Annotated in this window: 28 protein-coding genes; 3 read left to right on the top strand and 25 right to left on the bottom strand. The window is 54.5% G+C overall.

Going from position 1 to position 22,681, the window contains the following annotated elements; translation table 11 throughout:
- The 14 genes from ACSOSI_RS08690 to ACSOSI_RS08625 form a co-directional block, all read right to left on the bottom strand.
- The gene (locus tag ACSOSI_RS08690; protein ID WP_476706911.1) at positions 1-1,149 is read right to left on the bottom strand and encodes a phage late control D family protein; all 1,149 of its coding nucleotides are present in this window, start codon (positions 1,147-1,149) and stop codon (positions 1-3) included.
- Positions 1,146-1,631: a phage tail protein gene (locus ACSOSI_RS08685; RefSeq protein ID WP_476706910.1), complete on the bottom strand. Its 486-nt coding sequence runs from the start codon at positions 1,629-1,631 to the stop codon at positions 1,146-1,148. Before ACSOSI_RS08685 ends, ACSOSI_RS08690 begins: the two co-directional genes overlap by 4 nt.
- Positions 1,632-1,635: 4 nt before the next feature.
- A complete protein-coding gene (locus ACSOSI_RS08680; RefSeq protein WP_476706909.1) occupies positions 1,636-4,413 on the bottom strand; it encodes a phage tail tape measure protein in 2,778 nt (925 codons plus the stop codon).
- Complete coding sequence (locus ACSOSI_RS08675) at positions 4,406-4,528, bottom strand: GpE family phage tail protein (protein ID WP_261096036.1); 123 nt, start codon at positions 4,526-4,528, stop codon at positions 4,406-4,408. The genes ACSOSI_RS08680 and ACSOSI_RS08675 overlap by 8 nt, the downstream gene beginning before the upstream one ends.
- Positions 4,529-4,560: 32 nt before the next feature.
- Complete coding sequence (locus ACSOSI_RS08670) at positions 4,561-4,842, bottom strand: phage tail assembly protein (protein ID WP_318438410.1); 282 nt, start codon at positions 4,840-4,842, stop codon at positions 4,561-4,563.
- A 53-nt stretch (positions 4,843-4,895) separates the two neighbouring features.
- On the bottom strand, positions 4,896-5,405 hold the full coding sequence (locus ACSOSI_RS08665) for a phage major tail tube protein (protein WP_476706908.1): 510 nt from the start codon (positions 5,403-5,405) through the stop codon (positions 4,896-4,898).
- A gap of 14 nt (positions 5,406-5,419) precedes the next feature.
- Positions 5,420-6,589, bottom strand: coding sequence for a phage tail sheath protein (locus ACSOSI_RS08660; RefSeq protein ID WP_476706907.1), 1,170 nt, complete (start codon positions 6,587-6,589; stop codon positions 5,420-5,422).
- Between the two features lie 116 nt (positions 6,590-6,705).
- Complete coding sequence (locus ACSOSI_RS08655; protein WP_476706906.1) at positions 6,706-7,605, bottom strand: hypothetical protein; 900 nt, start codon at positions 7,603-7,605, stop codon at positions 6,706-6,708.
- A 257-nt stretch (positions 7,606-7,862) separates the two neighbouring features.
- Positions 7,863-8,399 carry a tail fiber assembly protein gene (locus tag ACSOSI_RS08650; protein WP_476706905.1) on the bottom strand — a complete coding sequence of 179 codons (537 nt, stop codon included), beginning with the start codon at positions 8,397-8,399 and terminating at the stop codon, positions 7,863-7,865.
- Positions 8,399-10,726 carry a phage tail protein gene (locus ACSOSI_RS08645; protein ID WP_476706904.1) on the bottom strand — a complete coding sequence of 776 codons (2,328 nt, stop codon included), beginning with the start codon at positions 10,724-10,726 and terminating at the stop codon, positions 8,399-8,401. The genes ACSOSI_RS08650 and ACSOSI_RS08645 overlap by 1 nt, the downstream gene beginning before the upstream one ends.
- Before the next feature lie 9 nt (positions 10,727-10,735).
- The gene (locus tag ACSOSI_RS08640) at positions 10,736-11,266 is read right to left on the bottom strand and encodes a phage tail protein I (RefSeq protein WP_476707260.1); all 531 of its coding nucleotides are present in this window, start codon (positions 11,264-11,266) and stop codon (positions 10,736-10,738) included.
- Positions 11,256-12,164 (bottom strand): baseplate assembly protein, encoded by a 909-nt coding sequence (locus tag ACSOSI_RS08635; RefSeq protein ID WP_476706903.1) that lies wholly within the window; start codon positions 12,162-12,164, stop codon positions 11,256-11,258. The genes ACSOSI_RS08640 and ACSOSI_RS08635 overlap by 11 nt, the downstream gene beginning before the upstream one ends.
- A 3-nt stretch (positions 12,165-12,167) precedes the next feature.
- Positions 12,168-12,518, bottom strand: a complete 351-nt coding sequence (locus ACSOSI_RS08630) for a GPW/gp25 family protein (RefSeq protein ID WP_261137864.1) — start codon at positions 12,516-12,518, stop codon at positions 12,168-12,170.
- A complete protein-coding gene (locus tag ACSOSI_RS08625; protein ID WP_476706902.1) occupies positions 12,515-13,147 on the bottom strand; it encodes a phage baseplate assembly protein V in 633 nt (210 codons plus the stop codon). Before ACSOSI_RS08625 ends, ACSOSI_RS08630 begins: the two co-directional genes overlap by 4 nt.
- 113 nt (positions 13,148-13,260) lie before the next feature.
- Here ACSOSI_RS08625 and ACSOSI_RS08620 point away from each other — a divergent pair, with 113 nt between their 5' ends.
- Positions 13,261-14,022 carry a hypothetical protein gene (locus ACSOSI_RS08620; RefSeq protein ID WP_476706901.1) on the top strand — a complete coding sequence of 254 codons (762 nt, stop codon included), beginning with the start codon at positions 13,261-13,263 and terminating at the stop codon, positions 14,020-14,022.
- 22 nt (positions 14,023-14,044) lie between these two features.
- Here the strand turns inward: ACSOSI_RS08620 and ACSOSI_RS08615 are convergent, their stop codons facing one another.
- From ACSOSI_RS08615 to ACSOSI_RS08565, 11 genes are all read right to left on the bottom strand, one after another.
- Positions 14,045-14,491, bottom strand: a complete 447-nt coding sequence (locus ACSOSI_RS08615; RefSeq protein ID WP_476706900.1) for a phage virion morphogenesis protein — start codon at positions 14,489-14,491, stop codon at positions 14,045-14,047.
- Positions 14,478-14,954: a phage tail protein gene (locus tag ACSOSI_RS08610; RefSeq protein ID WP_476706899.1), complete on the bottom strand. Its 477-nt coding sequence runs from the start codon at positions 14,952-14,954 to the stop codon at positions 14,478-14,480. The genes ACSOSI_RS08615 and ACSOSI_RS08610 overlap by 14 nt, the downstream gene beginning before the upstream one ends.
- A complete protein-coding gene (lysC, locus tag ACSOSI_RS08605; RefSeq protein ID WP_476706898.1) occupies positions 14,926-15,159 on the bottom strand; it encodes an Rz1-like lysis system protein LysC in 234 nt (77 codons plus the stop codon). Before lysC ends, ACSOSI_RS08610 begins: the two co-directional genes overlap by 29 nt.
- Entirely contained in the window at positions 15,050-15,478 is a 429-nt protein-coding gene (gene lysB / locus ACSOSI_RS08600) for an Rz-like lysis system protein LysB (protein WP_476706897.1), read from the bottom strand. The genes lysC and lysB overlap by 110 nt, the downstream gene beginning before the upstream one ends.
- The gene (locus tag ACSOSI_RS08595) at positions 15,475-15,987 is read right to left on the bottom strand and encodes a lysozyme (protein ID WP_476706896.1); all 513 of its coding nucleotides are present in this window, start codon (positions 15,985-15,987) and stop codon (positions 15,475-15,477) included. Before ACSOSI_RS08595 ends, lysB begins: the two co-directional genes overlap by 4 nt.
- The gene (locus ACSOSI_RS08590) at positions 15,971-16,180 is read right to left on the bottom strand and encodes an HP1 family phage holin (RefSeq protein ID WP_017894084.1); all 210 of its coding nucleotides are present in this window, start codon (positions 16,178-16,180) and stop codon (positions 15,971-15,973) included. The genes ACSOSI_RS08595 and ACSOSI_RS08590 overlap by 17 nt, the downstream gene beginning before the upstream one ends.
- 2 nt (positions 16,181-16,182) lie before the next feature.
- Positions 16,183-16,386, bottom strand: coding sequence for a tail protein X (locus ACSOSI_RS08585; RefSeq protein ID WP_261096060.1), 204 nt, complete (start codon positions 16,384-16,386; stop codon positions 16,183-16,185).
- A complete protein-coding gene (locus tag ACSOSI_RS08580) occupies positions 16,386-16,871 on the bottom strand; it encodes a head completion/stabilization protein (protein WP_017894086.1) in 486 nt (161 codons plus the stop codon). The genes ACSOSI_RS08585 and ACSOSI_RS08580 overlap by 1 nt, the downstream gene beginning before the upstream one ends.
- 92 nt (positions 16,872-16,963) lie before the next feature.
- Positions 16,964-17,623 carry a phage terminase small subunit gene (locus tag ACSOSI_RS08575; protein ID WP_261137838.1) on the bottom strand — a complete coding sequence of 220 codons (660 nt, stop codon included), beginning with the start codon at positions 17,621-17,623 and terminating at the stop codon, positions 16,964-16,966.
- Positions 17,624-17,625: 2 nt separating this feature from the next.
- A complete protein-coding gene (locus ACSOSI_RS08570) occupies positions 17,626-18,846 on the bottom strand; it encodes a phage major capsid protein, P2 family (protein WP_476706895.1) in 1,221 nt (406 codons plus the stop codon).
- 42 nt (positions 18,847-18,888) lie between these two features.
- Positions 18,889-19,704: a GPO family capsid scaffolding protein gene (locus ACSOSI_RS08565; protein WP_476706894.1), complete on the bottom strand. Its 816-nt coding sequence runs from the start codon at positions 19,702-19,704 to the stop codon at positions 18,889-18,891.
- A 142-nt stretch (positions 19,705-19,846) separates the two neighbouring features.
- Between ACSOSI_RS08565 and ACSOSI_RS08560 the strand changes: the two genes are divergently transcribed.
- Together ACSOSI_RS08560 and ACSOSI_RS08555 are read left to right on the top strand one after the other, a co-directional pair.
- Positions 19,847-21,619: a terminase ATPase subunit family protein gene (locus ACSOSI_RS08560; protein WP_476706893.1), complete on the top strand. Its 1,773-nt coding sequence runs from the start codon at positions 19,847-19,849 to the stop codon at positions 21,617-21,619.
- Entirely contained in the window at positions 21,619-22,644 is a 1,026-nt protein-coding gene (locus ACSOSI_RS08555) for a phage portal protein (protein WP_476706892.1), read from the top strand. The genes ACSOSI_RS08560 and ACSOSI_RS08555 overlap by 1 nt, the downstream gene beginning before the upstream one ends.
- Positions 22,645-22,681: the final 37 nt, after the last annotated feature.

Genomic DNA, 22,681 nt, shown 5'->3' with positions numbered 1-22,681 from the left:
TTACGAGACTTCATAAATCACATCAGAAAGCAAAACCTCAAACTCTAGAACCGTAGTAAAGCCGCTATTGCTCAGGCTGTGCGTGGCTTTGCTCACTATCCAAGCCTGTGCGTCGATCACTTCCTTAAACCCGCTAACGCGTACTGGCGTTTCCGGGGTGATGTTAGCGCGGCCCATAGCGAGCAGCAGTGAGAACTCAGCCGCTCCGCGCTGCAGCTTTTCCCATTTGGCTTGCGCGGCCCGCATGGCGGCAACCTTAGTGGCGTAAATCTTGGGGATCACAAACACGTTATCCTCGGCCCCTACCAGATATTCTCCTTTCTTTTCCTCCACCGGTTTACCCGTTTTTTTACTGGCGGCCGGCTTGGCTTTGGGATGCTGTAGCGCCCGTAAATGTTGTTCTTTCGGCTTACGCTGCAGCTTCACTTTCTTTGGCTTTGGCTGCTTGGTGTTGAGCCAACTCGCGGTCACCCCGGTATAGGCATCCCGATCGGCAATACTAAAGCTATGCTGATCGCCATCCTGCCGGGTGATAGTAAACACCGGCAGCGGCTTGCCGCTCACAGTAGTGCCGTTGCCCGGTCGCATAAACAGCAGACTGCCGTTCTTCACCGCAGCCACCGCGCCATTGAGGGAGGCTAACCGGGTAAGAAATGCCGCATCCGTCTCTTGAGTCTGGTCGATGTGGCTCACCTTGATAACCCCCAGACCGGCGGCAATGGTGGCCTTAAGCTTATTGCGGGCCGCCACCTTCAGCACGATATGGCTCAGCGTGGTGTCATGGTAGGACTCATCGCGGCGGGTATTCAGCGACCCACGAAAATCCGCACTCCGGGCGCGAATAGTCAGCGTGTCCGGCGTGCCCCGGTGCTCTACCTCATCCACGGTAAATAGCCCCTTTGGCGTCAGTGCCGCCCCCTTCCAGCCGAGTGACAACGCAAGCACCGCATTACGCTGTGGCATCGCCATCAGGCCGTCGCTGTCGTCCAGCTCAATATCAAGCTGATCGGCCTCAAAGCCCCGGTTATCCGTCAGCGATAAGGAAATAAGCCGTTTGCGGATGTTTTGCGTGATGTCTTTTTCCTGCAGTGATAAAGAGAAGTCCGGGGCAATCAACGCCCCGGCAGGCATAGCAACACCCGTGATCATGATAATAATCCTCCCATTGCACCGGCGGCCTGCCCGGCCATAGCGCCCGCTTTGTCGTACAGTTCCCCGGCTTGCTGGCGCAGATCGCCAAACATCGCAGACAAAGACTCATCCACCCGTTTTAAATCGAGTGTGAACTCGGTACGGCGCGGGCTGCCGTCGGCGAAAAAGTCCGAGTGGCTCTCTGATATAGACTCGATCACAAACATGCCGTAAATCGTACCGCTGCCCTCAATCAGCGGCCACGCCCGCCCCTGCTCCGCCATCAATCGCAACGTTAACAACGAAAAGCGGCCGCCGGTGATCTCCGGCAGCAACACGCCGGACAGGGTAATAGTTTCATCATCCAGCCCCAAAAACTGCGCCGCCGGACGCTGGCCTACACGCGCATTGCTCGGCCAACGGTAATCCGCCGTGCGGTTCAGGGACTGATAAGGCAGCGTTTGCAGCATAAAAACAAACAGCCCTAGCGTTAACATCATGTCGTTACCCTCCGTAATTCATGCGGCTGCGTGCGGCGGCCGCGTGTTTGCGCTGCTCGGCAGCAAGCTGGCGAGACACTTCGCGGGCAATGGCCTGCGCATCCTGTCCCGGTGCGGCATGTACCTGAATAGTGATAGGTGCCGGGGCCATCTGTACCGGCGCGGCTGGCGGTGCTGATGCCATCACCGGCGTCGACAACGACAGCATGGCAGCCGATAGCGCCGCTGTTTTCCGGCGACCGGTGACATTAACCGGGCCGCTGACCACTTCCGGGCCACGTTCGCCCACGATGCCAAACTGACCACGGGGAATGTTGCCGCCTTTGTCAAAAGCTCCCGCATAGCCCGGCCCCGGTGCCAGCATCGGCGCGGGCCGGTTGTAAGAAATGGCCGGGTTGACTTCGGTGTCACCACCGCCGAACTTCATCCAGTTCGGCAACATATCGGTAAGGCCGCTAAACTTGTCTTTCAGGGCTTGCCAGCGTTCGCTGATACCGTCAATGATGCCGTTAATCATGTCCATCCCGGCTTTTTTGAACTTGCCCGGTAAGGCTTTAGCCGACCCCACAAGGTCATTCCATTGCCCGCCCAGCCACGTTTTAAGCCCTTCCCATGCCGCCTTGGTTGACTGTTTGACACGTTCCCATGTTTCCGACGTCGCCGTGGTGATGCTGTCCCATGCACCCAGGGTGGCACTCTTGACCGTCTCCCAGACGGCTTGAAATTTTGGCCCCAGCGTTTCCCAGTTCTGCCAGATGTAAATCGCCCCCATGGCCACCAAGCTGATCACGGCCAGAATCGGGTTAGCCATCATGATGCGGCCCAACCACATCACCGCCGTGCCCACAAAACGCAGACTTTTGACCAGGCCGGCAAACGACACGCGCCCGACGATGGACATCAATCTGAGCATGCCGCCGCCCATCGTCAGCAAAGAACGCCCGACCGCGCCGCCGGTAAACTTCATTACGGGGCCAAGCCCACGCACAGCGGTGGTTATGCCCTTAAACGAAAACTTGGCGGCGAACCTGCTCAGCTTAAATAGCCCTTTAGTTAGCCCCAGCGTCGGCCCCATCAACAGGCTGAGGGCGGTGATCACCGGCCCGGCCAAAAAGCCCACAATAGCCAAGCCGCCAATCACCGCCGTAATGCCCAATGCCAGCTTAAACAGCGTGCCGGACAGCTCCGGGTTTTCCTTTGCCCACTGCCCGGCCACACCGAGCCATTTTGTGGCGCTTTGGGTAAGCTTACGCAGGCCAGAATCTTGCTTATCAAAGACCTCAATCTGAATATCCTCAAAGGCCGATGACAAGTTTTTTAAGTCGCCGTCGAGGTTATCCGTTTTCGTCTTGGCGATGTGCTCTGTCGCTCCCTTGGAATCCGTCACCGTCTGCTTTTTCGCACCCAGCTTGCCGTTGCCTGCCGCCGCAATCAGCTTGATAGCGCCTTTCATCGCCTCTTCACCAAAAATCACTTTCAGGTATTCAGCCTGCTGCGCGGTACCGAGTTTGTTCTTTTTAAACGAACGGTCGATTTTCTTCAGGATGCCTTCGATCGGCAGCATGTTGCCTTTGCCGTCTTTGGTTTTTACCCCCAACTCTGACAGTGCATCCTGTGCCTGCCCAACCGGTGCTTGCAGCCGGGTGAACATGGCACTTGTCGCCGTCCCGGCCATACTGCCCTTAATGCCGTTATCGGCCAGTACGCCCAGCAGTGCGGTGGTGTCCTCAATACTGGCCCCGGCCGCCTCGGCAATCGGGGCGACGTACTTCATCGCCTCGCCAAAATCCATCAGGTTGCTGTTTGAACTGGTAAAGCCCTTGGTCATCACATCCGCAACGCGCTGGATCTCGTCTATCGGCATGTTAAACGCCGATTGCATATTGGTGATGATGTCCGCCGCGTCGGCAATATCCAGATCGGAGGCCAACGCCAAGTTCACCGTGGATTCGGTCGATTTCAGAATGGCATCACCGTTAAAACCTGATTTCGCTAATACCGATTGCGTACGGGCGACGTCCGTCGGTGAAAATGCCGTTGTGGCCCCGATATCCCGTGCCTGCTGGCGAATAGCCGTCAGTTGTTTGTCGTTTTTCGCCAGCCCTAAGGTGGCCTGCGTGTCTGACATCTGCTTATCGAATTGCACGCCCGGTGCCATAAAGCGGCTTTCGGCATACAACCCGGCGGTAGCGACCCCCAGTCCGACGGCGCTTTGGTTGCGAACGGTTGCGCCCAGTGCTTTACCGGCCTGCGCCCGCTGTTTAATGCGGCTCAGTGATTCCTGCTTTTTACTCAACCGTCCCAGTTCAGCACGCTGTCGGTTTAGCGCTGCAGTGGCCTCACTGGCGCTGGATTTTAACCGGCGCTGCTCGGCGCTCAGGTTCTTGGTGGCGATACCGTCTGCATTGAGCGCATTGCGCTGGCGCTGCACCGACTGGCGCAAGCCATTGTATTTTGTTTGCAGCTCGGCAGCGGCGCGTTTGGAGGCTGCCAGCAATCGCGCTTGCTGCGCCGTGGGTTTTTCCGTGGCCTTGAACTGGACAGCCAGCGCGGCCACTTCCGCCTTGGCGGTTTTCAGCGCCTGCCCGGTGACAGCAAGCTGCGCTTGCTGCTTACGAAAACCCTCAATCCGGGCGGCCTGTGTGTCCAATGCCTTGAGAGTTTGTTGCGTGGTTTTGATGTCACCGGCAAGCCTTTGACTTGCCTGTTGGATACTCTTTAGCGGGCGAGTGGCTTGGTCTACGGCTTTCAGCAAGACCTGAAGCTGCAGGCTTTTACTCATCGTGATTCACTCCGCTGCGTTGTAAGGCTTTATGACGCCAGTTCAACAGCTCCGTGAGCGTCATACTGACCATTTCAGACGGCGGCCAGTGGAATATCACCGCAATGTCCGCCATCAGATCATCAACGCCCAGCCGGGCGTCAATTTCTACTCCGCCGACTTCGGCGACAAAAAACCGACAACCTGCCCGGCCAGCGCCACCAAATCCGACAACTCAAGGCGGGCGCATTCTTCTTTGGTCAGGCTCGGGAACGTGACACGCGGCAGGATCACCAGCAGCGCATCAACATCCGCATTCGCTACGGCTGCCAGACCGACGCCGCGCAGTGCGCCTGCCGTGGGTTTAATTACCTGCACATCAGTAATGGTGGTATCACCGCGTTTAATCGGGGTGTCGAGGGTGATCACGTTTTCTTTAGGTTCGTTCATCTTTGTTTTCTCTGTTGTGTTGGGAAAGGCCAGCCCGGCGGGCTGGCGCAGGTTTACAGGCCGATGGCCTTCCGGTGTTCGCCCAGACGGTCAACGCCGTCGACCTTTTCGACCATGTTCACGGTATCGACTTCGATCAGTTCTTTGCCGTCCACGGTCAGCTTGAAATAGGTACATTCGGTAGATACCTTAGTTTCGGTATCCTCGCCTTGCTTGTATTCGCCAAAGTCGAGTTCTTTGTGGCGGCCACGCATGACCACCTCCACGGCGGATACTTCGCCGGTGTCATCACGCTGGAAGGAACCGGCAAAACGCAGCGGTACGGCATCAACTGCGCCCCATTGTTTCAGCACCAGTTCATCAATGCCGCCCATCGCCCACTCAACGGCCAGCGCGTCATCGTCCAGCCCCATATCGACAGGGGCCGCGCCATTCATCCCGCCGCCCCGGTATTTCTCCAGCTTGCGGGTGAGCTTGGGCAGCGTCAGCGATGACACAATGCCCATATAGCTAAAACCGTCGTTAAACAGGTTCAGGTATTTCAGTTTTTTAGGCAGAGCCATAATTCATCCTCTCCTTAACGGTTCACGGACGCGGCGAACGTCGCCAGATAGCGATCAGTGATACGCTGGCGCAGGGTTAAATCTTCCAGCGGCGGCACCGGCGTATAGTCGTAATCGATAAACAGCTTGCCTGCTTTCAGGGTTTCTTTGTCGTTGGCGCTGTCGTCATACCAGCAATCCCCGTCAATAATCAGCCCGGCGGATTTCAGCTCACGGAATTTGGCTTTGATGCCATCAATCATGTCGCGGACAAGCGTTGGCGTGACCGGACGGTCAACCGCCCACAGGTGCGCTTCGGCCATGGTGTCCGCCAGCACCTGCGCGGTGCGGGTGTAGTTTTCGAACTGGAACAGCGGATCGTCAGAACAGGTTCGGGAACCCCAGAATTTAAAGCCGTCTTTGCGGATCAGGGTGGTGACGCAGGCTTGGTTTAACAGGTCAGCATCGGTGCCGGGTGCTTGCAAGTCCCAGAACACGCTGGCCGTGATACCGCTCACCCCATTAACGCCGACGTTAGACAGGGTTTTGTGCCAGCCGGTTTCCGTGTCGATTTTGGCACGCAGGCCCAGCGCACGTGCGGTGGCGTAGGCAATATCGCTTTTGTTGGTGGTAGTGTTCCAGCTCACAAAATCCGGCCAGACAATCATCAGCTCACGCTGGCTGAAATTGGCGCGGTACTTAATCGCATCCTGCACCGTTTTGCAGCCGTAGGCGCTGACATAGCCGAATGCACGCAACTGCTGACAGATACCGGCTAATGCGGTTGCCACTTCCAGCGTGTCATGGCCCGGCACGCCGAGAATGCGTGGTTTAACACCCAGCTCCGCCTGTGTTGATAACAGCGCTTTCATGCCGGTATAGCGGCCCTCGGCGTTAGCGCCGCCGATAATATTGGAGGTGGTTTCTTTGGCATCTTTGCCTTCGGCCACACGGACAACCACCGTGACCGGTTTTGACTGATCGGCAATCGCCAACAGTGAGGCCGCCAGCGTGCCTTTTTTACCGGCTTTGCCGGAAGCGGCCAGCACATCGGTGATCAGTACCGGGGTATTTAGCGGGAATGTTGCTGCGTCGGCATCCTCCGCCGTGCAGACCATGCCGACGATAGCCGTCGAAACGGTGGAAATAACGCGGGTGCCGTCGTTGATTTCGACAACACGCACGCCGTGATGATAGTCAGCCATATAAGCTTGCTCCGTGGTGGGTTGGTGCAAGCATGATGCCGCTAGTTTCTCCAAGGAGCACGTAATGAGGGATGGTTAATGGACGAGACAACAAGTCGAATGAGTTATATTTTTAACTAACTTAATGAGCGAAATACATTTTCCAAATTAGTTTCCACCCTAGCTTTTGTCTTATATTTATTTCTTTTCATCATATCAGCCATATGTTTTTCACACACAACCACATCACAATAACATGCAGCCATTCCGAGGCCAGCCCAATCCTCAAGATCGGTGATTTTTGCTGAATAATTTGGATTAGCCAAGACTTGACGATGCAAGTGAAGATCTAGACTCCTAGTTGGCATACTATCTATTACTGACTTCATCGAAGAAGCATCAAACGGATAATCTGATACGGAAATATTATATTTTTCAAAAACCGCATTAAAAACAGTAAGGATATCAACAGTCAAAATAGCATATAGCAAATTATCCTTGTCTACTCCTTGCGCATCGTCAAACTTCGCTCGTAAATTCTGCAAGTGATTCTTGAAGTTTTCACTATGTATTGTTCGAACAAACTGAGCTGGCTCTATACCTAGACGCTTACTTCCTACCAAAATAGCTCGTTCAATGTTTCTTGTGTGAACATTAAATTCATCAGACTCTTTGTCAGAAATTCCAAATGCATGCCCTGACCCAAACCCGATAATCCTTAGGCCACTTTCTTTTATCTTTGGTATGTACTTTCGAAGGGCGCTTTCCAATTCATATGTCAATACTTTATTTGAAGGGGCCAATGTTTTCCCTTGAGAAAAGTGCCACATCGCAGCCCCCAGTCGACTTCTCCGTTCATTATTGGATATTCTAGCCGTCTCCATATAATGAATGGCGGACAATGGAAATACTGCCGACCCTGATGTTATGACAGCATTGAACTCAGATAATATCTTATTTGCCCTAATGGAATTATCTTTACCATGATACATCCTTGCCAATTCAATCCATTTATTCTGATCAAGATAAACAATCATCAACCAGTCCTTATATAAGGGAAATTTAAAATATACTAACTGAGAATCAATCAGTAAATCAATCCATAAGAGAGCGTTTGTCGTACAAAAAGCATACTCACTTGATCGTTGCTGCCGATCAATATCAGATTATTGATCTACCTAATCAATTGGACGCAATTCAGTCTAACGGGGTAAGGTCAACAGACCAGACGCGGCAACATCAGGGAAAGCCGCAAAGCACAAAGCCCGCACTCATTACGATGCGGGCTTTTTTCTTAGGCGTCGGGGACTGGCGGCCAGTCAATCGCCGGGGCGGTTGAAATATCCAGACGATTCAACATGACACGGTACCTCTTCCAGCTTTCCAACCGGGCTATTTCTGTAGTGTTCACCATATTCAAATCTACCGCATCCTGTAGCGGCGCGATCATATTGGCGGCTGATGCAATGCGGGTTCGCTGCTCAATCCGGGCCTGTTCCTGATGCTCTTCTGACGTGTAAATCCGTTTGGCGATTTTCTTCCCATCAAACACCCAACGACCGGAAATATCCAATTGGCGCGCCATAATATTGTTAGGGACTTCTGCAACACTGAGATTAATCGGCCACAGCGCGCTAACATCTTCTGAATAAGAAAAAATAATGCCTCTTTCATCAAAAGCTATCTTTATCGTATCCTTCCCGAATAGTTTTTGGCACTGATACCAGTCCTCACCACTCTCAGACTTAAGAAATTGAACATTCAATCCGCGCAGCTCAAATGAAACAACTTTGGGTTCGTAAAGCGTAAAATTATTAAATACTAAACTCATTATAATTGACCTATGGTATACCAATTATTATTCACGTTACGCTGCAACGCTCGATAAAACAGATTAGTGTAAGTACCATCGCCTTCTTTTGTGACATCTGCACCAGTGACAACGCACCCCGCTGGCGCTCTGACGCCCCAGCGTCCCGGCCCTGTTTGAGCTTCACCGCCAAGTCTCATGTCGCGCATGAATGTTCCGTTCACATAGTCAATTGTGGCCCTGCTACCAACTTCACGGTTAAAGGTTCCCCAATCAACCCGACCATTAATGTTGTCGTTTAACCAGTTGCTTAAATACCCGTTCCACGCAGTCCCATTAATATTCCCATCGGTTTGATAAGTCGTGTTCCCTACCTTCAGGTTGCCTGCAACGTTGGCATTTCGATCAACCCATAAATCCTCGCCAATCGAAACACCTTTATCAGAACGGAAACTGCTAAGTGTTTTCAACTCACCACCGACAGATACATTGTGACCGAAATTTACATGCCCGCCTTTCACATCAATAGAAAACGGGCGCAATCCGTTAAATGTGCCGTACTGGTTTTTCGCATTCGTCACCATTAAATACAGGCTTTTGCCATCGTTACGCCAGAACGTGCCGTAATCACCGCCGATTAATCGATAATTATCAGCGGTGAGTGACTGAATTTCAGCGGAGGTTTTTACTATTCCGGTCAATTGGCCGCCGGACTTCATTAAATAACGCCCATCCGCCTCTGATTTATTCCAGGCGTTAACGTCCCCCGCCAACAAATTAACGTCGCCGGATAGTGGCTTGCCGTTGACCTTGTACGATCGCAGGGCGTATTTTTGCGCGGCTTGTGCATCCGTTAACGCTCCCACATCGGCAGCCGTTGGTTTATTACTGGTGTGATAGAGCTTTACAAAATCAGAGTATTTTTTAGCATCCGCTGACCGTAACCAAAAATTATTCGTCGCTTTTTCAGATAATAATTGAATCCCACGATGCTCAGTCGCGCTCAAATTTACCAACGTCGAATAAGGCTGCGCGGGATAACCACTGATATTTTTATCGTCAAATTCCAACGTTGATAGGCTGATCCCCTGCTTCCAGAGCGCGGGGACGTCGGTAGCCGCTCGCAACGGTTGCGTAGGTAGCACCGTTGCGCCATCAATGACAAGCGTCCCGGCCATCGTGTCGCCCGTCCGTTTCACATAACGTCCATCAGACTCGGTTTTATTCCACGCGTTAACGTCTGCCGCCAACAGATTAACATCGGCGGACAACGGTTTGCCGTTAACCTTGATAGAGCGCTGGACGTACTTTTGCACGGCCTGTGCATCAGTCAGCGCCCCCACATCGGCCGCCGTCGGCTTGTAGTCCGTGGTGTAAATGCGTGACCATCGCACCCCTTTTTCCGGCCTATTGGAATAGCCGACAAAGCCATGGCCAACACCTGACACCGCAATATAACCCGCCGACGGCGCGGCATCGCAAGGCAGGCTAATAACCCCGGCGGCAATGTTACCGCTGATCGGTGGTTTGTTTTCTGATGACACATTAACCCGGTAAATTTGCGCGATATTTGAATAAGCATCATCAAATTGCCTTCCCCCCATACCCAGCCCAAATGCACCGACGGCCATCACCTGCCCGCCCTCAACGCCGACGTTTTTCGTCGCAGCACTGCCTAAAGCCAGATTGCCACGTGCGGCAGATTTGTCGGTCAGGTCTGACAGATTGGCGCTCTTTTTGGCGCTGGCATCGTTGACAGCTTTAATAGCCTTCGGTGTGGCTGCTTTTGTTTCGTCTGCGCTGGTTGTGGCGCTACTCAGTTGCACCAACCCTTTAGCCGTGGTGCTGGCGTCCGGGTGGTTACGGGTTTTCTCATGCGTTTTGATGGCGTCCGTAACAAAATCTTTGGTTGCCAGCACGGTATCGCCACCAGCAATCACGCTGATAGCGGCGGCGCTGCTGACTATCAGGATCATGCGCAGCGTCTGCGTGCGGCCGCTGCCCTCTTCCAGTTTCGGTTTGTAGCTTTCCGCCATGTTAGCGACTGCTATCAGCGTGCCGAAATCGTCATACAGCCCCATTTCACGCAGCCAGAATCCGCCGACGCTCGCCGGGATAATAAATTCCGCAACAATATGATTTTTTATCGCCTTATCAATGGTCAACCCGTTGAGGGTGGCGCGGTATTTTTCATTGATGAGCTTGGTCTGCGCCGGGTTCGGTGTAGGTAAAGTGCCGTTACCGTCGCCGACGGCCATACGGGTGATTTTTAACTGGGTGCCGCCTGCCGACGCGGCGGCAATTTTGGCCGCCCCGGCGGTGGTAATAATCGCTTTATACTTGCTCATAATTTCCTCTTATCCGGGGTAAACGGTGATGACATCGCCGTCCACGACGGCCGCGCCGACGTAAATCAGGCCGGGAATGTCCTGCAGAATGTTGAGGCCAATCAGGTGGCGGCTCAGGGGTTTGGCATCGGCGATCAGCCGCTCCATTTCTAAATACATTTCTTCCGTGATGCCGGTTTCTAATACGCCAATATCCAGCCGAAAGGTGCCGGGCGGATCGTTACCGTGAAACCATTCAGTAACGTTAATCAGGTAGCCGAGCGGCTCGACCACACGGCGCACGGCCCCGATGGTGCCTTTATGGCGATGGATGAAAAATGCCGCTGCAACCACACCGCGCTTCACCTCTTCCGGCCATGCCTCATCCCAGCGGTCAACGGAAAATGCCCACGCCAGATAGGGCAACAAGTGCACCGGGCAGCGTACCGGGTTCCACAGTTCGCGCAGCGGTACCGGTAAACGCTCCAGCTCGGCACAGGCCGTGGCGGCGGCCACCTCCAATGGGGAAGAACCGACCGGCAATAATCGGTTATTCATCAGCACGCCCCGGATTGATGGTGAAGCCGGTGCAATAGCCCGCCTGCGTCTTATCCAGCACGATATCGGCTGCCGGTTTGATGATGTCTACATGCTCGACACCTTCCACGGTCAACACCGCATTCATGCTGGAACGCCGGATACTGCTCCCCAACCGGCGCACACCTTCCACGTAATTGCGGAGCCTTTCATTGGCAGCAGTGAGGATCGGCGCAACCTCCGGGCCGGGATGGAGGTATAACGTGGCCTCGATGGCATAGCGGGTAATTTTGGCGGATTGCACCGTCACCCGATCAGCGACCGGGCGCACATCCTCATCGTTCAGCGCCACGCTGACGACTTGCAACAGCTCAGAGCTGGCGGTACCGTCGCCGTCGCGTGACAACACGGTCACGGTCACACAGGCCGGTGATGGGCTGATGGCGGTCACATCGGCCACCTGACCATCGGCAGAGCGTGCATGAAAACGGTAAGAGCCTGCCGAACCGGCGGTGCTCATACCTTCAAAGGCATCCTGCAGGCGTAACCGATAATCGTCGTCCGACTCCATGACTGCCGGTGTCGGCGGGATGGTGGTTTCATCCGCCGGGATGATCACCAGACGCGGGGTGTTAAAATTTCCGCCAAACTGGTCAAGGTCGGCCCCGGTGGCATAAGCCAGCATCACCGCTTTGGCGGCATCATTGACACGCTGGCGTAAAATCACCTCACGATAGGCGTTCTCCTGCAACAGCTTAACGATCGGCTCTGACTCCAGCGCCAGCGTGCGGCTGATGGCCGCCCGTTCAGCCTCGGGATAAAGTGAAATTAGCGTAGCCTTACGTTCTGCCAACAGCGTTTCATAGTCCAACACCTCGACCACTGTCGGGGCGGGAAGCAGGCTTAAGTTAATCGTTGCCATGGTTCAGCTCACAGGAATAGACAGCGACAACGCGCCGGGGGTATCGGTGCGGGTGCCGGTGATATCAATCACCATCTTGCCGTCGTAGGTGGTGTTAAAGGTGATGCCGGTCAGCTTTACGCGGGGTTCCCAAGCCAGAATCGCGCTGTAACAGGCGGCCATAATTTGCAGACGCAGCGTGTCATTCTGCGGCTGGTCGAGCAGCTCAGACAGCAACGAACCATAAGCCCGGCGCATAGGACGTGAACCCTGCGGCGTGATCAGAATGTCGGCCACGGATTGCCGTATATGGTCGATATCCGTCAACATGCGGCCGGTGTCGCGGTTCATGCCGAGGTATTTCGCGTTGTTCATGCCGGTTTATCCGTGTTGCCGCCGCCGTTCTGGACGCCGCCGTGGGTATGGGTATGCATTACCACGCCGTTAGACGTGATGCTGCCGCCGCTGTGCTCAATGCTGCCGGTCATCTTCCCGCCGCTTTTCACTTCCAGCGTGCCGGTGGTCAGCTTGTTAGTGCAGATCACCTCAGGGGTATCGAGGGTGATGTTTTTTGCGGCTTTGACCATCACCACCTTGGTGCTGGCGGTGATTGACTCGGACGCCTGTACATTAGCGGTTTTAATACCGGTCACATTCAGCGCACCGCTGGCGGGTTCATACTCCATCACCGCACCATCAGGGAAAGTAATATGCAGCGCATCCGCCGACGCCGACGGGGCCGGGAAGTCATCGGAAAAGATACCCGACAGCACAAAAGCAGTATCCAGTTCGCCACCCAGCGATAGCACTAACACCTGTTCACCCTCTGACGGTGCCCACCACATGCGAGCACGGCCTGCCCGGCAGGTCATCCAGTGAAGCCAGTCAGTAAGGTTGCCGCCGGTATCGACACGGCAAAGACCGCGCTCAAGGTCGACGGCGTTCACGGTGCCAATGCGGATCATGTTGCGCAGCAGGCGCATGATGTTTGGTAAATTTTTCATGCTGAAAGGATGCCGCCCGACGCGGGTGACAGCAACGGAAAGGGGTTGGAAGATCTTAGGCACAACATACCATTGGATTTGCTACAATATTTTCAATTTATTAAAGGAGTAGTATGATGTTTGCAATAGATCAGATATTTCCCGATGGAATAAAATTATTAGTATCTCTTGGGTTTATTTCATTAATTATTTTGCGATGTGGTGGGATATCAGTTTTATTTAGATTCTTGCTAATAACCGCGGGACTTAGGTTTAATCGTGGCGTTCTAGGAAAGGCCGACGACGAAATGTTTTACACTCAAACATTTTCATTACTTAATGGTGTTAAAGTCGAAAACGTCCGAGATGCAAAGTTACTATCGAAAGGATTACTCACCGGGGAAATATCAAAAAAGCAATTTTACTTCGCTTCTCTTTTTGGCGTAGTAGGAAAAATAAAAAGTTCACGCTATGAAACCTGGTTTGTTGTTTTTATGGGGATAATCCTACTATCATTCGCATTTTTCCTGTTGAGCGACCTACCAAAGGTTGGGTATGTAAATTACCATGACGATAAATTATCCGTACAGATTTCCGAAAAAAACATTTTGGTTCCTAATGGCTTCCTTAAAGACCACACAGTGCTAAGCGAAAGCGATTGTATAGAAATAATAAAAACCCACCCCCACGATATATATCGCTCCGCATGTGAATACATATCCCTTGACGACAAAGAAAAAAAAGCAGAGTTAATCGAAGTGATTAATTCTTGGGATCACATGAGAAATGTGTCCATCCTCGCTTTCTTATCAATAATTTTTTTCTTCACAGCCCTAACAGTCGGTTCAATAAATCATAGAGCATTAAGCAATTATCTATTTCAGTTCAGAGGGTAACTTATGCCAATTGCAATAGGCCTCATTCAGATAGATGAGCGATAATAGTTTCCTCTATATACTTAACGTCATCATATGAAAAACCCAGCAGCGGACGCGCTTCATATTTCACGGGGTCACTGTTCGGCGATGGCCGGTCACGCAGGCCATAATGGTGCACATTAGCCATGCGCTTAACTCGCCCGACAAACTCCACCACAGCCTCGTCGCCGCTGCCCCTGGCTTTCATGTAACGCGCGGTGCGCAACTTGGAGAACATCGCCCGATCGCGCAGGCGCTTTGTATTGCGCAATGGCGTTTTACGCGGGGCATACGGGGTGCCGTCCGGTGCCTGCTGCCGCTTGATGTTTTGCTGTTGGCTGGCGCGTAAACGCTTGGACACGGCAACGGCCAACGATTTGCGGGACTGCGGCGACAACGCGGTAATCAGCCCGGCCAGATGGGCGTCAAAGGGGTTAAGCTCGTTCATGCCACTCACTCACTAATTCACCATGTACATAGAGCTGCAGCGGACGCGTGACGTTTTCCGGCAACGGCGGCTCCGGCAGGTGCTTAACGTGCAGCGCACCGCCGTCTTGCTCGTTGACCACCACACGCTCGGTTAACTGCAGAGACACGCTGAAATCGTAAGAGCCGTCGTTATTAAAATCCGTGGCGAAAGTAAAGCCGGTACGGCGCTTTTCTGGGGTGGCCATAATGTCCGGTTGGTTTTCTCGTAGCCACGCCTGTATCGGTACCACAATTAAATCCAGATCGCCGGTGTAATCCAGAAACAGCAGATTCAGCGTGTAGCTGTACTCATGCGACAGCGATGTAGCAAGCGTGGCGGCAATGCTTCCACTTTGAACCCGAACCTGTAGATTTTCGGGATTACGTTGCAGCCATTGAAGGCAATTTGTCAGCTCAGCGCGGAGCTGTTGCGGTTTTAACATGGTGTTGTTCCTGACAGGTTTTAATGGCGTCGACCTGCACCGCGCAGGCCGCCAAGGCGTTTTCAAGCTGGCGAATGTCGCCACTCAGATCGCCGTTATTTTTTGGGCTGCTTGCCGGTATCTGGCACGGGTTCACCGCCTGACAGCCAACGTAGATAATTTGCGGCGCCGGTGAAGCCGGGGCGCTGGTGCAGCCTTGCAACATCAGCAGGCAAAGGAGTGTTGAACCAATCACGTAAGATTTGGTTTTCATTGAGTAATCTCTGTATTTTTTGTTCGCGGGTCAGCGCCAGCCGGTGCGCATTGTTGAGGTCATTTCTCAGGCTTTTCTCTTCCTGCGCCAGTTGGCCGGCCGCTGCCTGCAACGTGGTGATCGCCGTGCGGGTGTCGGTCAGCGCCGTCGAAATCCGGCTGTTTTCCCGCTGCGCTTCATCCAACTGATCACCCAGGGCGATAACCTGCCATTTCAACCAACCGGCGGCGGCCAGCGACAGCAACAGGAACAGCGCACCGATGCGGTTCATTGCGCGGCCCCTGTCAGACAATGGGCCATCTCTGATGCCCGGCGGCGTTCCAGCCCGGCAGTTTTAACCCCATTGACATACACCCAGCGCGGCAACTGCAGGCAGGCACTGTGCCATTCTTGCCGCTTGATGAAACCGGCCAGTGTGGAGCCACACGCCGCCGTCACACCGACGTTAAAGGCAAAGGACACCACCACATCATAAACTGGCTGCGGCATCTTGACCGGCATACAGCGGCCGATGTCACGCTCTACCCGGTAAACATCAGCGACCAGATTGACGGCGGCTTGACGTTCGCTAATGACCTTGCCCGGCACTACCCCGGCGGTGTGACCGATGCCGCTCGTCCACACGTTCGCGCTGCACTGGTAAGGGGAAAGCCGACAGCCTTCAAAATCAGCCAGCAACCGCAATCCGGCCTCCGAGGTGTGCAGAGTGTTGTATTGCGGCAGCAAAGCAGCCAGCGCCAGTACGGCGGCCACGGTGCAACGTTTAGCGATTGAGTTCATCGTATACCCTCCGGCTAACACCCAATTTATTCAGTAACTGATAGCTTTTGCGGCGGTAGTACCAGTTAACAAGAAAGGTACCGACGCCCACGGCAGCCCCGACCATAAAGGCAATATCCTGCGGCGAATACTTGCCGATCCACGCGAGGAAAATAGCCACCGCGTAGGCTAAAAATGAGGTAATTCGCTCCATTGTTAATCCCATAAATTGACAGTTTCACGCTGCGGCGCGGCGGTCACATCCGGCAGCTCGACCGGCTGGCCGTGCGGCAAAATCGCCCCGGCATCGGCCAGCCCCTCATTGAGTGAGTAAACCTGTTCAACTACGCCCTGCGTGCGCCCGTAGTAGCGCCAGCAAATCGCGTCAACGGTGTCGCCCTGCAGGGCGTAGATTTTCATTACAGCAACCCGATGATGCAGTGGGCGCGGTCGGCCACATTGCTGATCGCGTTACGAGCCGAGCGCCACAGTTCATCAATGGACGCCTCGACAACATCCGCTTTGCGCCCGCCGGTGCCGGTGGTGTCCATGCTGCGGTATTGTTCCGACAAAATGGCGGTGGTCATGGTGCTGACCGCGTTGCGGTATTCACTTACCCGGATACTTTCGCCGTCAAGTTCGTCGGCGGGGACATCCTCCAGCCGCTGATAGCCGTCGGCCATCTGATCGCGGCGGTAGGTGAAAAGCTCGGCGTTGACTTCCGCCAGCGCACTTTTAATCGCCAGCCGTAGCCGTGGGGCAGTGATGGTGCCTTCAATGCGCATCACGTCGCGCACGTCTGCCGGGGTGATATCCGGGAAGAAAAAGACGTTTTTAATGATCGGCTCATCCTCCGGGCGCGGGGCTGGCGCGTCCGGGCGTGGTTTTATAATGACGGTGCTCATATGACCTCAAAAAATAGGGGGCGGTGGACGACGGCGTTGACGAGGTGAAACCTGTCGCGGCCATCGTGCCGCCCGGCGCGGGGCGCGTTCTGTTAGCGGCTGGCGGCGGTACGGATCGCCCGCTCCAGCCGTTCAATGTCCTTTTTGACGCCGCAGCCGTTATGCAACTGCAACGCACGTTTCAGGTGGTTTAACGCCAGTTCAGCCCTGCCCGTTTCACGCAAGACGTACCCGGTGATTTTGTGCAGCTTGGCGCGCACTTGGTCGGGCATGTCTTCTGCGTCGGTGAGTTCCATGGTCTGCGTGAGGTGGTCAATATTGACCGACTCCCCGGCCTCATGGGCGCGGGTGGCAGACTCGGCGACGACTTCTGCGATGAGGTACGGCGTGGAGCGGGTGAAGTTGCCCGGCGGTGCCAGCTTGTAGCGCAACGCGTAGCGGGCAATCTCCAACGCGCCGGGGATATCCCCGGCATCCAGTCGCCAAATCATGACCGTCATCAGAATGGCGTCCTGCGCACCGTTACCTTCCGCCAGCACGCCAGCAACCCAAGGGACATAGTCCGGCAGCAGTTGGCGTTTGAGTTCGGCTTTACGCTCTTGCGAGCGTATCTGCTTGAGCTTTCGCTTATCTTCATAGAGTTTAAGCATCATCAGTTCATAGCCGTTGGCATGGCGCAGCGGATCATTTTTCCGCTGCGCGGCCTCGACCGCTGACTGGCGCACAAGGTGACGGCGGGCAGGGCTGGTCATGGTTACTTACCGCCTTTTGCCGCTTTGTCGTCTACCGGCGCAACGTCGGGGCTTTTCACCTCGGCATCGGGGCCAGCCTCCGCCGGTACGGACACCGCTTTCACCGCCTCAACGATGGCACCGGCCAGCGCTTTAATATCCTCGCCGGAAGTTGGCAACGCAGCCTTAGTCTGTGGGTCGGTTGGTTTGGCAGGCAGCAGCGTGATATTTTCCACCAGTGCGCCGCAGGCGTAATCCTCCACTACGTAATCCTCGTTAATGGATTCGTAATTTTCGATGCGGTCACGCTTCGAGTTTTCCACCATATGGCGGCGTTGCGTATCTTCTTGCCAGTAGATTGACAGATTATCCATGCGGGTGATCAGCAGCGCATCTGCCGGGAAATAAGGCACGCGCACGGCAGGCAGGTTGCCGATGCGCTTCTGGCTAATAATCAGGTCAGCGGCCATCGCTTCACTGTTCGGCTGTTCCTGATTGACCAGCGGGAAGTATTTATCCGCCAGCAACTGACGGCCGCAGATCACCACCAGTTCCGGGTCTTCCTGATACCACGGCGCAATCAGGTTGTTGGTCGCGTCCATCACCAGCGCATCGAGGTTGGCGTAATCGCCACCGGTACCCACGCGGATTTTGTCAGACACCACGCTGCCGTCCTCGCCCACAATTTTATCCATCACACGGCTCGGCGCGTTCTCGCGGTACTTTTGCAGCCAGCCCGGCGCAATGTCCTGCAGCAGCGGGAACTTGATGCGGTTGGAGGTTTTCGCGCGGTGGGTGCCATTGAAGCCGATCATGATGCGGTCTAGCGCCTGACGTTTCACAATCGCATCACGCAGGCGGGTCTGGAAATCCTGATAACGCGCCCACAGGTCAAGGGTGTTGTAGCGGATGTGGAAATCGTAGTTCACCTGTTGACAGAGATAGCCTTCCGCATCCAGCGTGGCAAAGTCGGCGGTTTCGCGCTCATCGCCGCCAGCGGTGTCGGTGGTGCTGGCAATGGAGCCTGAGACATCCAACCCGATTTTTTCCCCTTTCATCTCCGGTACCGGCAAGATATTGATACGGGTCAGAAACGAGGAGGAATCCTGCACGCGGGTCATGATGGTTTGCGTGACAGACGGCTCAACGCTGAATTTTTTATCCAGATCGCCGGTGTCGACACCATTTAGCTCGGCAACGCGGGACAGAAAGGCATTAAATTTAAAACGAGTTTGCTTGCGCATTTTTATTCCTGTTTTTATTCGGTTTTATCGGGTGTGACTGCCTTAGCAGTCGGTCAACACATCCTGTGCGCCATTGCCGCCGGTGGCGTCTGGGCGTGTCGGCTGGCTAAAGCTTTCTGTGTTGGAAAGCTGCGTTTTCAGCTCACTGAAAGCACTGTTGCCGGTTTCCACCTGCTCCTTGAGGCCGGTAATCACTTCATTGAGGGCGTCGGTGGTCTGGGTAAAACGCGCCTCCGCCTCCTGCAGTTGCTCGGCCACGGTCATCACTGCGCCTTCCATCTCAGCAAACCGCACATCATCGCCAGCCTGCTTGCGGGTAAACATCGCCTTAATGCGGGAAGAGAATGTGGATTCCAGATCAGCGGCAGACTCAAAATCAAAATGGACTTCCAGCGGCGCGGAAAACTCGACGTCATCGTGGCGGCGGCTGAATTCCAGCATGTCAGTGCCAAGGCTGGCCGGGTCATCGGTAACGGCCAGCCCGATCAGGTAGGATTTGCCAGTCTTGGCAAAGTCGCGGCGGATCTCCATTGAGGTGAAAACCTTTTGGCCAGCGCCGACCATCGACACCAGATCGGCAGTCGGGGCCAGACTGGCATACAGCGCCCATTTGCCGTGTAACAGCGGTTCGCCCGGCTCGTCGATTTTCTCGGCTTTCAGCTCAACGACGCCGCCATAACGGCGAAAATAGCCATCCGGCAGAATCCCCTTGATGTGTTCCATGTTGATACGTGCGCCGAACACCTTCGGGCTGTAGCTCGCGGCCATCTGCTGAATATCCGTTGCGCCGATCTCGCGGCCGTCAACGGTGTCGCCTTCAACGCCGATGCGGAAAAATTTAGAAACTTTCTTTGCCATGTAAACGGCTCCGGTTGTGGTGGTTGGGTTCGGGGCTAGTTTCAGGGGAATGGCATCACGTCTCAACGCGTTGCGGTTGGAAGATCTAAGGCACAACAGGGACTTAAGGCGAGTTGCATCGGGCTTCCGTAGCCTTTGCAGCATGAACACGACACCGACGACAACCATCATCAGCGATCCGCGCCGACAAGCTGCCTTGCTCTACTGGCAGGGCTTCTCTGTGCGCCAAATTGCGGAAACGCTGAATGCCAAAGCACCGACCGTGCAGAGCTGGAAACTGCGCGATAAATGGGACGATATCGCGCCCATTTCCCGCGTGGAGCAGAGCATGGAAGCGCGGTTAATTCAGCTCATCATGAAAACGCAAAAGGAGGGGATCGACTTCAAAGAGATTGACCTGCTCGGCCGCCAGATTGAACGGCTGGCGCGGGTCAATCGCTATTCCATGACCGGCAACGAGGCAGATTTAAACCCGAATATCGCCAACCGTAACAAAGGCGAACGTAAGCCCGTCGAGCGCAACCTGTTCAGCGAGGCCGCCGTGGAAAAGCTGCAAAGCATCTTCATGGAAAATGCCTTCGAATATCAAATGGGGTGGTATCGCGCAGGGCTGCAGCATCGTATTCGCAACATCCTGAAATCGCGCCAGATCGGCGCTACCTTTTTCTTTGCCCGCGAGGCTCTGCTCGATGCGCTGACCACCGGCCGCAATCAGATTTTTCTGTCAGCCAGTAAGGCGCAGGCGCATGTCTTCCGCAACTACATCATTGATTTTGCTCGGCTGGTCGAGGTTGACCTAAAAGGCGATCCCATGGTGTTGCCGAATGGAGCACGCCTGATATTTCTCGGCACCAACGTGCGCACCGCGCAGAGCTACACCGGCAACCTCTATCTGGATGAGTATTTTTGGATCCCGAAATTTCAGGAGCTGCGCAAAGTCGCCAGCGGGATGTCGCTGCACAAGAAATGGCGCACCACTTACTTTTCCACGCCGTCCAGTCTGGCGCACTCCGCGTACCCGTTCTGGTCGGGTGAACTGTTCAACAAGGGCCGCCGTAGCAAGAATGACCATATTCAGCTCGACCTCAGTCACAGCCACCTTGCAGAAGGCGTGCTGTGCGGGGATAGGCAGTGGCGGCAGATTGTCACGGTAGAAGATGCGCTGACCGGCGGCTGTAATCTGTTTGACCTCAATCAGTTGTCTCTCGAATACGCACCATCAGAGTATCAAAACCTGTTGATGTGCGAATTCGTGGACGATACCGCATCTGTGTTCCCGTTCGCGGAGCTGCAGAGCTGCATGGTCGACACGCTGGAAGAGTGGGAAGACGTCAACCCCTACGCCGTGCGGCCGTTCGGCTATCGCCCGGTGTGGATTGGTTACGATCCGTCAGAGGCCAACGGCGGCGATAGCGCCGGGTGCGCGGTGATCGCGCCACCTATGGTGGCCGGTGGCAAATTCCGCGTGCTTGAGCGCCACCAATGGCAAGGCATGAACTTTGCCGATCAGGCCCAGAAAATTGCCGACCTCACGGAAAAATATTGCGTGGAATACATCGGCATTGATGCAACCACCGTCGGGCAAGGGGTTTTCCAGTTAGTGCGCGAATTCTTCCCGGCAGCGCGGGAAATCAAATACACCCCAGAAATCAAGACCGCCATGGTGCTGAAAGCCAAAGACACCATCGGGCGCGGCTGTCTGGAATACGACACCAGCCACACCGACATCACCGCCGCCTTTATGGCGATCCGCAAGACCATGACCGCCAGCGGCGCACGCTCCACCTATACCGCCAGCCGTAGCGAAGAAGCCAGCCACGCCGATGTCGCGTGGGCAATTATGCACGCCTTACTAAACGAACCACTGACCGCAGGCAGCGGCCACAGTAGCCCGAACATTTTGGAGTTTTATTAATGAGTAAACGCAAAGGCCGTAAGGCACTTACCTCCCCTACTCCCGCCACTCAAGGGCAAGACTTTGAGGCATTCTCTTTTGGCGAACCGTCGCCCGTGCTGGATAAGCGGGAAATTCTGGATTACATCGAATGCACCGGCAACGGTAAATGGTACGAGCCGCCGATCAGCTTCGACGGGCTGGCACGCAGTGTGCGTGCCGCCGTTCACCACAGCTCGCCGATGTTCGTTAAGCGCAATATTTTGGCGTCTACGTTCATCCCACACCCCATGTTAAGCCAGCAGGAATTTAGCCGTTATGCGCTGGATTATTTGGTGTTTGGCAATGGTTTTTTAGAGGAGCGGCAGAACCAGCTCGGTAAACCGCTGCAGTTGAAATGCACGCCAGCCAAGTACACGCGCCGGGGAGTTGAGCATGGTGTCTACTGGTTTGTGCAAGACTGGAAAGAAGCGCACCGCTTCAAACCCGATAGCGTTTTTCACCTTATTGAGCCGGATATTAATCAAGAGCTTTACGGCCTGCCGGAATACCTTAGCGCTCTGAATTCCGCGTGGTTGAATGAGTCGGCGACATTGTTCCGCCGTCGATATTTTGAAAACGGCTGCCATGCGGGTTATATCTTGTATATGACCGACGCAGCGCAGAGCAACAAAGATATTGAACGGATGCGCGAAGCAATGCGAAGCACCAAGGGCTTGAACAACTGTCGAAATTTGTTCATGTACGCCCCTAACGGCAAGCCGGACGGCATCAAGATTGTGCCACTATCGGAGGTCGCCACCAAGGACGACTTTTTCAATATCAAAAAAGTCAGTCGGGATGATCTGTTAAGCGCACACAGGGTGCCGCCGCAGATGATGGGCATTATCCCTGATAATTCCGGCGGGTTCGGGGATGTGAAAAAAGCCGCGCAGGTGTTTGTACGTAACGAGCTAACGCCGCTGCAGGAACGTATGAAAGAAGTCAACGAGTGGATAGGCGAAGAGGTGATCCGTTTCATCCCTTATGAACTACCGTCTGACTAATCCATATCCACGCCGTCAAATTTGTGACGGCGCATTA

The organism is Serratia sp. AR11, assembly GCF_056376275.1.
The sequence above is the reverse complement of the archived record's forward strand: the minus strand, read 5'-3'. Positions and strand labels throughout refer to the sequence as shown.

Coding starts and splice junctions, on each gene's coding strand:
- ACSOSI_RS08610 (WP_476706899.1), bottom strand. CDS start 14,954: ATGTTAAAACCGCAACAGCTCCGCGCTGAGCTGACAAATTGCCTTCAA.
- ACSOSI_RS08555 (WP_476706892.1), top strand. CDS start 21,619: ATGAGTAAACGCAAAGGCCGTAAGGCACTTACCTCCCCTACTCCCGCC.
- ACSOSI_RS08580 (WP_017894086.1), bottom strand. CDS start 16,871: ATGAGCACCGTCATTATAAAACCACGCCCGGACGCGCCAGCCCCGCGC.
- ACSOSI_RS08655 (WP_476706906.1), bottom strand. CDS start 7,605: ATGATTGTTTATCTTGATCAGAATAAATGGATTGAATTGGCAAGGATG.
- ACSOSI_RS08650 (WP_476706905.1), bottom strand. CDS start 8,399: ATGAGTTTAGTATTTAATAATTTTACGCTTTACGAACCCAAAGTTGTT.
- ACSOSI_RS08560 (WP_476706893.1), top strand. CDS start 19,847: ATGAACACGACACCGACGACAACCATCATCAGCGATCCGCGCCGACAA.
- ACSOSI_RS08565 (WP_476706894.1), bottom strand. CDS start 19,704: ATGGCAAAGAAAGTTTCTAAATTTTTCCGCATCGGCGTTGAAGGCGAC.
- ACSOSI_RS08680 (WP_476706909.1), bottom strand. CDS start 4,413: ATGAGTAAAAGCCTGCAGCTTCAGGTCTTGCTGAAAGCCGTAGACCAA.
- ACSOSI_RS08675 (WP_261096036.1), bottom strand. CDS start 4,528: ATGGCGGACATTGCGGTGATATTCCACTGGCCGCCGTCTGAAATGGTC.
- lysB (WP_476706897.1), bottom strand. CDS start 15,478: ATGAACCGCATCGGTGCGCTGTTCCTGTTGCTGTCGCTGGCCGCCGCC.
- ACSOSI_RS08670 (WP_318438410.1), bottom strand. CDS start 4,842: ATGAACGAACCTAAAGAAAACGTGATCACCCTCGACACCCCGATTAAA.
- ACSOSI_RS08595 (WP_476706896.1), bottom strand. CDS start 15,987: ATGAACTCAATCGCTAAACGTTGCACCGTGGCCGCCGTACTGGCGCTG.
- lysC (WP_476706898.1), bottom strand. CDS start 15,159: ATGTTGCAAGGCTGCACCAGCGCCCCGGCTTCACCGGCGCCGCAAATT.
- ACSOSI_RS08625 (WP_476706902.1), bottom strand. CDS start 13,147: ATGAAAAATTTACCAAACATCATGCGCCTGCTGCGCAACATGATCCGC.
- ACSOSI_RS08690 (WP_476706911.1), bottom strand. CDS start 1,149: ATGATCACGGGTGTTGCTATGCCTGCCGGGGCGTTGATTGCCCCGGAC.
- ACSOSI_RS08660 (WP_476706907.1), bottom strand. CDS start 6,589: ATGGCTGACTATCATCACGGCGTGCGTGTTGTCGAAATCAACGACGGC.
- ACSOSI_RS08665 (WP_476706908.1), bottom strand. CDS start 5,405: ATGGCTCTGCCTAAAAAACTGAAATACCTGAACCTGTTTAACGACGGT.
- ACSOSI_RS08575 (WP_261137838.1), bottom strand. CDS start 17,623: ATGACCAGCCCTGCCCGCCGTCACCTTGTGCGCCAGTCAGCGGTCGAG.
- ACSOSI_RS08635 (WP_476706903.1), bottom strand. CDS start 12,164: ATGGCAACGATTAACTTAAGCCTGCTTCCCGCCCCGACAGTGGTCGAG.
- ACSOSI_RS08570 (WP_476706895.1), bottom strand. CDS start 18,846: ATGCGCAAGCAAACTCGTTTTAAATTTAATGCCTTTCTGTCCCGCGTT.
- ACSOSI_RS08585 (WP_261096060.1), bottom strand. CDS start 16,386: ATGAAAATCTACGCCCTGCAGGGCGACACCGTTGACGCGATTTGCTGG.
- ACSOSI_RS08645 (WP_476706904.1), bottom strand. CDS start 10,726: ATGAGCAAGTATAAAGCGATTATTACCACCGCCGGGGCGGCCAAAATT.
- ACSOSI_RS08685 (WP_476706910.1), bottom strand. CDS start 1,631: ATGATGTTAACGCTAGGGCTGTTTGTTTTTATGCTGCAAACGCTGCCT.
- ACSOSI_RS08630 (WP_261137864.1), bottom strand. CDS start 12,518: ATGAACAACGCGAAATACCTCGGCATGAACCGCGACACCGGCCGCATG.
- ACSOSI_RS08620 (WP_476706901.1), top strand. CDS start 13,261: ATGATGTTTGCAATAGATCAGATATTTCCCGATGGAATAAAATTATTA.
- ACSOSI_RS08590 (WP_017894084.1), bottom strand. CDS start 16,180: ATGGAGCGAATTACCTCATTTTTAGCCTACGCGGTGGCTATTTTCCTC.
- ACSOSI_RS08615 (WP_476706900.1), bottom strand. CDS start 14,491: ATGAACGAGCTTAACCCCTTTGACGCCCATCTGGCCGGGCTGATTACC.